The organism is Streptomyces sp. NPDC096105 (genome assembly GCF_044763335.1).
Classification (GTDB): Bacteria; Actinomycetota; Actinomycetes; order Streptomycetales; family Streptomycetaceae; genus Streptomyces.
This window is the reverse complement of record NZ_JBIWGC010000030.1, coordinates 64,597-74,746: the sequence shown is the minus strand read 5'-3', so window position 1 is coordinate 74,746 and position 10,150 is coordinate 64,597. Positions and strand designations below refer to the sequence as shown.

The window sequence follows — 10,150 nt, the reverse complement described above, 5'->3', positions numbered from 1 at the left end:
TTGCGCTCGTACACGGCCTCCTTGCGGTAGCCGACCACGACGCCGACCTCGGTCAGCCCGATCTCCGCGAAGTTCCCGAGCGTCAGGTCCAGGACCGTCGGCTCCCCTTCCATGCCCGCGGGCCCCACCGGCACCAGCGCCTTGGGAAGCGTGTCGGTGTAGGGGCGCAGACGCCGGCCGGCGCCGGCCGCCAGCACGAGGCCGATCATGCGGGTTCTCCTTCGTCGTGAACGGCGGGCGCGCCACCCCGGTGGGCGGCCACCCAGAAGCGGATGCTCTCGGCGAGCACCACGAGAGCCACGGCCACGGCGAGGGCCGTGAGCGCGACGGTGAATCCGGACGCGGTGAGCACGGCCGCCAGAACGGCGACCGCCAGCGTGCGGCCTTCGTGCCCCCCGATCGCCCGCACCAGCGGGCGCGGGGGCGCGCCCGCGTCGCCGCGGATGCGGTAGACCGTGTCGTAGTGATGGTAGGCGACCGCGGACACCAGTCCGTAGGCCGCCGGAAGGGCTCCGTTCACCTCCGCGCCGGCCGCCAGTACCAGGACGGTGCCGTACTCGGCGGCGCGGAGGAGCGGGGGGACGAGCCAGTCGAGGGGGCCGGTGAGGGGGCGGCCGACGGCGGCGGCGGAACAGATCACGTAGCCGGCGGCGGCCAGCGCGGTCTGCCATCCGGCGCCCCACACGAGGGCGGAGCCCGTCACCAGCACCGCGCCGAGGGCGGCGGTGACGACACCGCCGCGGGCCCAGGAGCCGGGCAGCAGCTCGGACAGGGGACCGCTGTCGGCGAGGTCGGCGAGGGACCGGGCGGCGCCCTCCTCCACCCGGCCCCGGCGCCACGACCTCAGGACGCGCCCCGCCGTGGTGTACGCGGCGGCGAAGGCGCAGCCGACGAGCAGCACCCGGAAGGTGGTGCGGGGCGTGGTCAGGGCGGTGAGGACGGCGAGCAGCGCCCAGCGCTCGCCGATCGGCAGGACGATCATGCGGCGCGCCCAGACCGTCCAGCCGGCCCGGTCCAGCCGGCCGGACAGGGCGGCGGCGGGGCCGGTGGAGGCGCCCGCCTGCGCCTCGTTGTACGAGAAGTCGACCATGTGCCGGCAGGACTGGAGGACCATCGCGCCGAGCGCGAGGGCCCACACGTCGTCGCCGCCGCGGGCGGCGCCGAGGGCGAGGCCGGCGTAGTAGGCGTACTCCTTGGCCCGGTCGAAGGTGGCGTCGAGCCAGGCGCCCAGCGTGGAGTACCGCAGCGCGTAGCGGGCGAGCTGGCCGTCGGTGCAGTCCAGGACGAACGAGGCGAGGAGCAGCACGCCGGCGGCGACGAAGCCGGTGCGGGTGCCGGTGGCGGCGCAGCCGGCCGCGACGAGCGCGGTGAGCAGGGAGGCGGTGGTGACCTGGTTCGGGGTCAGGCCGCGGCGGGCGCACCAGCGCGCGAGGTACCGCGAGTAGGGGCTGACGCAGAAGGTGGTGAAGAAGCCGTCGCGGGCCTTGACGGCGGACCTGAGGCGGACGGCCTCCTCGTCCACGGCGGCGACGGACTGCCGGGCCTCGTTGCGGGCCTGCGGGCCGGCGGGCACGGCGGCGACCAGGCTGCCGAGGTCGGGGCGGTGCACGTCGGTGTCGAGGGCGGCGACGACCCGGTCCGGGAGGCCCTCGACGAGGGCGCCGCTGTCCGCGCCCCGCTCGCAGCCGGAGTTCTCGCGGGCCACGGCGCGGGTCAGGGTCTGGCGGCCGGACCGCTGGGCGGTCACGGCGCCGGGGATCGCGGAGAGCGGGAAGCGGGGGTCGGTCAGGCCGAGGCGCAGCGCGTGCACATGGCCCACGAACCGGGTGTCGACCAGGGCGACCCGGTCCTCCTCGGGGACCTGGGCGAGGAGCGTCTCGGCCTCCGCGGCGCCGGCGGCGGTCCGCACCTCGAAACCGAGGGAGCGCAGGTCGCCCTCGAGTGACGAGCCGGGGACCGGAGGGCCGGTGACGATGGCGGTCGGCAACCGAAATCTCACTCCCTGGGTGCGACGCGTCCACGCCGGTCATGTACATGGTGATGCGCCCGTTCGGAGGCCCTGCGGGCGGCATGTCGGCAGAGGCTATCGGATACGCGGAAGCCCGCGTTCACCGCCCGTTCGACGGCCGGATCGACGCGGTTCGCCCGCTCCCGTGCCGCGCTCATCATCGGGGATACCGGCCCCGGCTCACAAACCGCGCCGGTGGCTCGCCTTAGGGTGGACCACCATGACGTGGCTGATCACCGGCGGAGCCGGTTACATCGGGGCCCATGTGGTGCGGGCCATGACGGACGCCGGGGAGCGGGTCGTCGTGCTGGACGACCTGTCCGCCGGGATGCCGGCGCGGCTGCCCGACGGCGTTTCGCTGGTCAGGGGCTCCGCGCTGGACGGTGACCTGCTGACCAAGGTGCTCGTCGAGCACGGCGCGACCGGCGTGCTGCACCTCGCCGCGCGCAAGCAGCCCGGCGAGTCGGTGGCCCATCCCACCCGCTACTACCGGGAGAACCTGGGCGGTCTGGCGGCCCTGCTGGACGCCGTCACGGAGGCGGGCGTCCGGCGCTTCGTCTTCTCCTCGTCCGCGGCCGTCTACGGCGACCCGCACGTGGACCTCATCACCGAGGACACCCCCTGCGCCCCCGTGAACCCCTACGGCGAGACCAAGCTCGCCGGGGAGTGGCTGGTGCGGGCGGCGGGCCGCGCGCACGGCATCGACACCGTCTGCCTGCGCTACTTCAACGTCGCGGGCGCGGCGGCCCCCGAACTGGCCGACACCGGCGTCTTCAACATCGTGCCGATGGTCTTCGACCGGCTCACCCGCGGCGAGGCCCCGCGCATCTTCGGCGACGACTACCCCACCCCGGACGGCACCTGCGTCCGGGACTACATCCATGTGGCCGACCTCGCCGAGGCGCACCTCGCGGCGGTGCGCGCGCTGTCGGAGGGCGGCGTCGAGGGCGACCTGACGCTGAACGTCGGCCGCGGCGAGGGCGTCTCGGTGCGGGAGCTGATCACGGTCATCGGGGAGGTCACCGGCGACACGCGGACCCCGGTGGTCGAGCCCCGGCGTCCCGGCGACCCGCCCCGCGCGGTGGCCTCGGCCGCCCTCGCGAGCGAGCGCCTGGGCTGGACCGCGCGCCGTTCGGTGCGCGAGATGGTCGAGTCGGCCTGGCAGGGCTGGCAGCTCCTCCAGGGTTCCCCGCGCGCCTGACCTACGATTCGTTTCCGCAGGTCAGAGCACATGACAACGGTGTTCAGTGCCGCGTTGCCGGATACCCCCGCCCCGTAGTTCACTGTGCTCCGGAAGGGCAGCGGCAGGACAGCGGCGGAAGGGCGGCGGCGGGCATGGGGGCAGGCCACGATCACGGGCACGCGCACGGGGTGCCGGCCGGCGGCACGGTCAGCGCGGCGTACCGGGGCAGGCTGCGGATCGCGCTGGCGATCACGGTCTTCGTCATGATCGTGCAGATCGTGGGCGGTCTGCTGGCCGACTCGCTCGCCCTGGTCGCGGACGCGGCCCACATGGCGACCGACGCCCTGGGGCTGGGCATGGCCCTGTTCGCCATCCACGTCGCGGGCCGCCCGCCGAGCGAACGGCGCACCTTCGGGCTGGCCCGCGCGGAGATCCTCGCGGCGCTGGCCAACTGCCTGCTGCTGCTCGGTGTCGGCGGCTACGTGCTGTACGAGGCGGTCCAGCGGTTCGTCACACCGGCGGACACCGAGGGCGGTCTGGTGATGGTGTTCGGCGCCGTCGGCCTGGTCGCCAACCTGGTGTCGCTGGCGCTGCTGATGCGCGGGCAGAAGGAGAGCCTGAACGTCCGCGGCGCCTTCCTGGAGGTGGCGGCGGACGCGCTCGGCTCGGTCACGGTGATCGTGGCCGCCCTGGTGATCGTCACCACCGGGTGGACGGCCGCCGACCCGATCGCCTCCCTGGTGATCGCGCTGATGATCGTGCCGCGCACCCTGAGGCTGCTGCGGGAGACGCTCGACGTGCTGCTGGAGGCGGCGCCCAAGGGCGTGGACATGGCCGAGGTGCGGGCGCACATCCTGGACACGCCGGGGGTCGAGGACGTGCACGACCTGCACGCCTGGACGATCACCTCGGGGATGCCGGTGCTCTCCGCGCACGTGGTCGTGAGCGCGGACACGCTGAACGCGACAGGGCACGAGAAGATGCTGCACGAGCTGCAGGGATGCCTGGGCGACCACTTCGACGTGCAGCACTGCACCTTCCAGCTCGAGCCCGGCGGACACGCGGAGCACGAGGCGCGGCTGTGTCACTGAGCGAGCCGGTGCCACCGGGCGCGCGGGGGGGCGCTTCGGGGGCGCGCACGCCTCTGGACACGCCAACGCGCCGGGGAACGCAGTCCTCCGCCCGGGTGACGGCGTCTCCCCCTCCGGCGGACGCCAGGGACGCGCGTGTCCGCCGCCCGCCACGGGCGCGTTCGGCGCGGGTCCGGTGCCGTCCGGCGGCCGGACCGGCCGCCCGTCGCGCCGGGGCCGGGACATGCGGGAGAGAACCGGAGTGCCGGGAGTGCCTGATTCGTGCGGCAGACTGGGGCGGGAACACCGAGTGAAGGATGGGTATGCCGATCACACCTGCCACCGCGACGAACAGCCCGTCGAACGGCACCGCCGAGCCGATTTTGCTGGAACTGGTCGACGAGGACGGCGTGACGGTCGGCACCGCGGAGAAGCTCTCCGCCCATCAGCCGCCGGGGACGCTGCACCGGGCGTTCTCCGTGTTCCTCTTCGACGAGCGCGGCCGGCTGCTGCTCCAGCAGCGGGCGCTCGGCAAGTACCACTCCCCCGGTGTGTGGTCGAACACCTGCTGCGGCCACCCGTACCCGGGTGAGGCGCCGTTCGCGGCGGCGGCCCGGCGGACGTACGAGGAGCTGGGGGTCTCGCCGTCGCTGATGGCCGAGGCCGGCACGGTCCGTTACAACCACCCGGACCCGGCCTCGGGTCTGGTGGAGCAGGAGTTCAACCACCTCTTCGTCGGCATGGTGCAGTCGCCGGTGCGGCCCGACGGGGACGAGGTCGCCGCGACGGCGTTCGTGACCCCGCAGGAGCTGGCGGAGCGGCACGCGAAGGACACCTTCTCGGCCTGGTTCATGACCGTGCTGGACGCGGTCCGGCCCGCCGTGCGGGAGCTGACGGGCCCGTCGGCCGGGTGGTGACGGCGGCGCCTCACCGCGTCCTCCCGTCCCCTGGGCGGCGACGCGCCGCCGCGGCTAGCGGGGCTGCGCGGGCTTGAGCGGCAGGGCGGCCCAGATCACCTTGCCGCCGGTGGACGTGTGCTCCACCTCGCAGGCCCCGCCGGCCTCCCGCGTGATCTCGCGTACCAGGAGCAGTCCCCGGCCGCCGGTGCGGCCGTAGTCGTTCTCCAGTGCGGTGGGGCGGTAGGGATGGTTGTCCTCCACGGACACCCGGATCCACTCGGCGCCCACCGCGACCTCGACGGCGAGCATCGGGGACAGCAGCGCCGCGTGCTTGACGGCGTTGGTGACCAGTTCGGAGACGATCAGCAGCAGGCCCTGCACCACGTCGTCCGCGACCGGCACGCCCTGCCGCAGCAGCAGGTCCCGCACGGCGTGCCGGGCCTGTGGCACCGAGGCGTCCACGGCAGGGGCGGTGAACCGCCAGACACCTTCGTACGGCAGTGGGTCGCCACCCTCACGCTCGCTTGTCACCACACGTCGAGTGTTGGGACCGATCGCCTCCGCCCTTCCGCACTGAACACAAGTCGGCGGGTATCGAGCGCTTCCGACCGTTCTCGTCCGGCTCGGGCGGGCGCGGGACCGTTCGGGCCCGTTGTGTTCCGTGCGGAGGCGCTTCTCGGGTCGTGCGGGGCGAGGGGCCCGCAGGCCGCGCCCCTACTTCCCGGCGACCATGCCCACGATGCGCCGGCCGCCGTAGCCGGTGGCGACCAGTCCCAGCCCGTCGAACAACAGGGACAGCGAGAAGAACGTACCGATGACGTACTGGCTGCTGCTCGGCCAGGTGGCCAGTACGAGGATGCCCAGAAGCAGTCCGAAGGCGCCCTGCACCAGCGTCCAGCCGAACTGCGGGCCGCGCACCACCAGGCTGCCGGCCAGCCGGAACACGCCGCCGGCGAGGAACAGCAGCGCGGCGAACATGGTCAGCGCCTCGGCCGCGGCCTCCGGGGTCTTCAGGATCACCGCCCCGGCCGCGAGGTTGAGGGCGGCGACGACCACACCCAGCCAGAAGAAGTTCGTGTGCCGCGCCTGCACCGCGTGCAGCAGCCCGACGACGCCGCCGACCAGCAGCAGCCAGCCGAACAGCAGCATCGTGGTGAGTGTGGCGGCGGCCGTGTAGATCAGGCCGATCAGTCCGGCGACGACGAGGATCACCCCGAGCACGGCGAGCCAGCCGAAGCCGCGGTTGAGCTTCTCCGCCTCGCCGTGCGGGGCCGCGCTCCCGGTGGACCTGACCATGGCTGCCTCCCGGGTCCCGTCCCCCCTTCTTGTCCTTCCCCGTCCTCCCCCGCCCTCCGTGTCCCCCGCCCGCGCCGGTCGTAACGCCGGTCCCGGCCCGCCGTACACCGCCGTGACCGGGGCGGATAGCATCCGCCGCATGGAGGAGCCGCAACTGCTGCACAGCGTCGCCGACTCGGTCGCCACGGTCGTCATCCGCCATCCCGCGAAGCGCAACGCGATGACGGCCGCGATGTGGGCGGCCCTGCCGCCGCTGCTCGGCGCGCTGGCGGAGGACCCGGCCGTGCGGGCGCTGGTGCTCACCGGCGACGGCGGCACCTTCTGCGCCGGGGCGGACATCTCCACGCTCCAGGGGTCGCCGCTGGAGGCGCAGCGGCTGGCCGTGGCCGCCGAGGAGGCGCTCGCCGCCTTCCCCAAGCCGGCCCTGGCCGCCGTGCGCGGGCACTGCGTGGGCGGCGGGGCGCAGCTCGCGGCCGCCTGCGACCTGCGGTTCGCCGAGGAGGGCGCGCGGTTCGGGGTGACCCCGGCGAAGCTCGGCATCGTCTACTCGTCCTCCGCCACCCGGCGGCTGGTGTCGCTGGTGGGCCCCGCGACCGCCAAGTACCTCCTCTTCTCGGGCGAGCTGATCGACGCGGAGCGGGCACTGCGCACGGGGCTGGTGGACGAGGTGCTGCCGGCGGGCGCGCTGGACGCCCGGGTCGCCGAGTTCACGCGGATCCTGACGTCCCGGTCGCTGCTGACGCAGGCCGCGGCGAAGGAGTTCGCCGACGGCCGCACCGACCGCGACGAGCACTGGCACGAGGCGGCCGCCGCGAGCGACGACACCGCGGAGGGCGTGGCGGCGTTCCTGGAGCGCAGGTCGCCGCGCTTCACCTGGAACGCGGTCACGTCAGGGTGAACCGGCTCCTGGTCCGGCACTCGGCGACGGGGACGCGTCTCCCCCTTCTTCCGGCCTCTCCCGCCTTCTCCGCCGTGCCCCGCGCAGGCGGCCGGGCGCATGATGAGGCGTGGACGAGGTACCCGCAAGTCGTCCGGCCGGACGGGCCGGACGACGAAAGGGGAGACACGTGTTCCGTGCCATCGCAGACGTCCTGCGCCAGATCGGCGGCGCCGTCGCCACCGTCGTGACGCTGCCGTTCCGGGCGCTCGCCCGGCTGTTCGGCGGTGCTTCCTCCACCGCGCGCGGCCGTCGCGCCTGAGTTCGCCCGGGGGGGGCGTCCGGGCGCGTTGCCGCCCTGATCCCCCATGACCGTCGTCACCTGCCACAATTGCCGCGCAACCTCAGTGGAGAAGGCGGTACGGGAACGTGACGACACCCCTCGCAGGGTCCATCGAAGGCAGGATCGCCGAAGAACTCGGCGTACGGGAGCGGCAGGTCAGGGCCGCCGTGGAACTGCTGGACGGCGGTTCGACGGTGCCCTTCATCGCCCGTTACCGCAAGGAAGCGACCGAGACGCTCGACGACGCGCAGCTGCGCACGATCGAGGAGCGGCTGCGCTATCTGCGGGAGCTGGAGGAGCGCCGCACGGCGATCCTCGACTCGGTGCGCGAGCAGGGCAAGCTCACCGAGGAGCTCGAGGCCCGCATCCGGGGCGCGGAGACCAAGGCGCGCCTGGAGGACGTCTACCTGCCCTTCAAGCCCAAGCGGCGCACCAAGGCGCAGACCGCCCGCGAGGCGGGGCTGGAGCCGCTGGCGGAGGAACTGCTCGCCGATCCCGGCGTCGAGCCCCTCGCCGCGGCCGCCGCGTTCGTGGACGCCGGCAAGGGCGTGGCCGATCCGCAGGCCGCCCTGGACGGCGCCCGGGCCATCCTCACCGAGCGCTTCTCCGAGGACGCCGACCTGATCGGCGAGCTGCGCGAGCGCATGTGGGTGCGCGGGCGGCTGACGGCGAAGGTGCGGGAGGGCAAGGAGGAGGCGGGCGCCAAGTTCGCCGACTACTTCGACTTCTCCGAGCCGTTCACCGAGCTGCCCTCGCACCGGGTGCTGGCGATGCTGCGCGGCGAGAAGGAGGAGGTCCTCGACCTCGTCCTGGAGCCGGAGGAGCCCACGGACGGCCCCTCGTCGTACGAGGGCGTCGTCGCCCACCGCTTCGGGATCGCGGACCGGGGCCGCCCGGCCGACAAGTGGCTGCTGGACACGGTCCGCTGGGCCTGGCGCACGCGCATCCTGGTGCACCTGGGCATCGACCTCCGTCTGCGGCTGCGCACCGCCGCCGAGGACGAGGCGGTGCGGGTGTTCGCCGCCAACCTGCGCGACCTGCTGCTGGCCGCCCCGGCGGGCACGCGCGCGACGATCGGCCTGGACCCCGGTTTCCGTACGGGCGTGAAGGTCGCCGTGGTCGACGCGACCGGCAAGGTCGTCGCCACGGACGTGATCCACCCGCACGTCCCGGCGAACCGCTGGGACGAGGCGATCGCCAAGCTGGCCCGGCTCGCGAAGGAGCACGCGGTCGAGCTGATCGCCATCGGCAACGGCACGGCGTCCCGCGAGACCGACAAGCTCGCCGGCGAACTCCTCGCCAGGCACCCGGAGCTGAAGCTGACCAAGGTGATGGTGTCGGAGGCCGGCGCGTCCGTGTACTCGGCCTCCGCGTTCGCCTCGCAGGAGCTTCCGGACATGGACGTGTCGCTGCGCGGCGCGGTGTCCATCGCGCGCCGGCTCCAGGACCCGCTGGCCGAGCTGGTGAAGATCGACCCGAAGTCGATCGGCGTCGGCCAGTACCAGCACGACCTGTCCGAGGTGAAGCTGTCGCGTTCGCTGGACGCGGTGGTGGAGGACTGCGTGAACGGCGTGGGCGTGGACGTCAACACCGCGTCCGCCCCGCTGCTCGCCCGGGTGTCCGGCATCTCCTCCGGGCTGGCCGAGAACATCGTGGCGCACCGCGACTCCAACGGGCCGTTCACGTCCCGCTCCGAGCTGAAGAAGGTGGCCCGGCTGGGTCCGAAGGCGTACGAGCAGTGCGCGGGCTTCCTGCGCATCCGCGGCGGCGACGACCCGCTGGACGCGTCCAGCGTGCACCCCGAGGCGTACCCGGTGGTGCGGCGGATGGTGAGGACCACCGGGCAGGAGGTCGCCTCGCTGATCGGCAACACGGCGGTGCTGCGCTCGCTGCGGCCGCAGGACTTCGTGGACGACACGTTCGGTCTGCCGACCGTGTCCGACATCCTCAAGGAGCTGGAGAAGCCGGGCCGCGACCCGCGTCCGGCGTTCAGGACCGCCGCCTTCAAGGAGGGCGTGGAGAAGATCTCCGACCTGTCGTCCGGGATGATCCTGGAGGGCGTGGTGACGAACGTGGCCGCGTTCGGCGCGTTCGTCGACGTCGGCGTCCACCAGGACGGCCTGGTGCACGTGTCCGCGATGTCGAAGACGTTCGTCAAGGACCCGCGGGACGTGGTGAAGCCGGGTGACATCGTCAAGGTGAAGGTGCTGGACGTCGACATCCCGCGCAAGCGGATCTCGCTGACGCTGCGGCTCGACGACGAGGCGGCCCCGCAGGGCGGTCCGTCGGGCGGCGAGCGCCGGCAGCGCGGCGGCCGGCCCCCGCAGCAGCGCCAGCAGGGCCGCGGTGGCGGCGGCGGTGCGCGTCAGGCGTCCGCGCCGGCCGACGGCGCGATGGCGGACGCCCTGCGCCGCGCGGGTCTGCTGGACCCGAAGAGCGGCCGCCGCTGAGCGGTGGTGCGCGGTCCCGGTCCC

General features: G+C 73.8%; 10 protein-coding genes. 6 read left to right on the top strand and 4 right to left on the bottom strand.

Features of this window, described 5'->3' with window-relative positions:
• Positions 1–209, bottom strand: a 209-nt coding sequence (locus ACIQ8B_RS30970) for a sugar phosphate nucleotidyltransferase (RefSeq protein WP_403551409.1), incomplete at its 3' end; no start/stop codon positions are given.
• Positions 206–1,987 carry a DUF5941 domain-containing protein gene (locus tag ACIQ8B_RS30965; protein WP_403551407.1) on the bottom strand — a complete coding sequence of 594 codons (1,782 nt, stop codon included), beginning with the start codon at positions 1,985–1,987 and terminating at the stop codon, positions 206–208. The genes ACIQ8B_RS30965 and ACIQ8B_RS30970, both read right to left, overlap by 4 nt.
• Before the next feature lie 241 nt (positions 1,988–2,228).
• On the opposite strand from ACIQ8B_RS30965, the gene galE reads away from it, so the two are divergent.
• The 3 genes from galE (at position 2,229) to idi (ending at position 5,178) form a co-directional block, all read left to right on the top strand.
• The gene (galE, locus tag ACIQ8B_RS30960) at positions 2,229–3,209 is read left to right on the top strand and encodes a UDP-glucose 4-epimerase GalE (RefSeq protein ID WP_403551405.1); all 981 of its coding nucleotides are present in this window, start codon (positions 2,229–2,231) and stop codon (positions 3,207–3,209) included.
• Positions 3,210–3,343: 134 nt separating this feature from the next.
• Entirely contained in the window at positions 3,344–4,282 is a 939-nt protein-coding gene (locus ACIQ8B_RS30955) for a cation diffusion facilitator family transporter (RefSeq protein WP_403551403.1), read from the top strand.
• Between the two features lie 302 nt (positions 4,283–4,584).
• Complete coding sequence (gene idi, locus ACIQ8B_RS30950) at positions 4,585–5,178, top strand: isopentenyl-diphosphate Delta-isomerase (protein ID WP_106411376.1); 594 nt, start codon at positions 4,585–4,587, stop codon at positions 5,176–5,178.
• Between the two features lie 54 nt (positions 5,179–5,232).
• Here idi and ACIQ8B_RS30945 read toward each other — a convergent pair whose 3' ends face one another.
• Together ACIQ8B_RS30945 and ACIQ8B_RS30940 are read right to left on the bottom strand one after the other, a co-directional pair.
• The gene (locus ACIQ8B_RS30945; RefSeq protein ID WP_106411377.1) at positions 5,233–5,694 is read right to left on the bottom strand and encodes an ATP-binding protein; all 462 of its coding nucleotides are present in this window, start codon (positions 5,692–5,694) and stop codon (positions 5,233–5,235) included.
• Positions 5,695–5,874: 180 nt separating this feature from the next.
• The gene (locus ACIQ8B_RS30940) at positions 5,875–6,456 is read right to left on the bottom strand and encodes an HdeD family acid-resistance protein (RefSeq protein ID WP_403551400.1); all 582 of its coding nucleotides are present in this window, start codon (positions 6,454–6,456) and stop codon (positions 5,875–5,877) included.
• Between the two features lie 139 nt (positions 6,457–6,595).
• On the opposite strand from ACIQ8B_RS30940, the gene ACIQ8B_RS30935 reads away from it, so the two are divergent.
• The 3 genes from ACIQ8B_RS30935 to ACIQ8B_RS30925 all read left to right on the top strand — a co-directional run bounded on the left by ACIQ8B_RS30935 (position 6,596) and on the right by ACIQ8B_RS30925 (position 10,126).
• Positions 6,596–7,354 (top strand): enoyl-CoA hydratase/isomerase family protein, encoded by a 759-nt coding sequence (locus ACIQ8B_RS30935; protein WP_403551398.1) that lies wholly within the window; start codon positions 6,596–6,598, stop codon positions 7,352–7,354.
• 169 nt (positions 7,355–7,523) lie between these two features.
• Positions 7,524–7,655, top strand: coding sequence for an LPFR motif small protein (locus tag ACIQ8B_RS30930; protein WP_251100090.1), 132 nt, complete (start codon positions 7,524–7,526; stop codon positions 7,653–7,655).
• 107 nt (positions 7,656–7,762) lie between these two features.
• Positions 7,763–10,126 carry a Tex family protein gene (locus ACIQ8B_RS30925; RefSeq protein WP_403551396.1) on the top strand — a complete coding sequence of 788 codons (2,364 nt, stop codon included), beginning with the start codon at positions 7,763–7,765 and terminating at the stop codon, positions 10,124–10,126.
• The last annotated feature ends 24 nt before the right edge of the window (positions 10,127–10,150 follow it).

Bases quoted from the DNA above. Each gene is read 5' to 3' on its own strand.
- galE (WP_403551405.1), top strand. From the start codon at position 2,229: ATGACGTGGCTGATCACCGGCGGAGCCGGTTACATCGGGGCCCATGTG.
- ACIQ8B_RS30955 (WP_403551403.1), top strand. From the start codon at position 3,344: ATGGGGGCAGGCCACGATCACGGGCACGCGCACGGGGTGCCGGCCGGC.
- idi (WP_106411376.1), top strand. From the start codon at position 4,585: ATGCCGATCACACCTGCCACCGCGACGAACAGCCCGTCGAACGGCACC.
- ACIQ8B_RS30940 (WP_403551400.1), bottom strand. From the start codon at position 6,456: ATGGTCAGGTCCACCGGGAGCGCGGCCCCGCACGGCGAGGCGGAGAAG.
- ACIQ8B_RS30935 (WP_403551398.1), top strand. From the start codon at position 6,596: ATGGAGGAGCCGCAACTGCTGCACAGCGTCGCCGACTCGGTCGCCACG.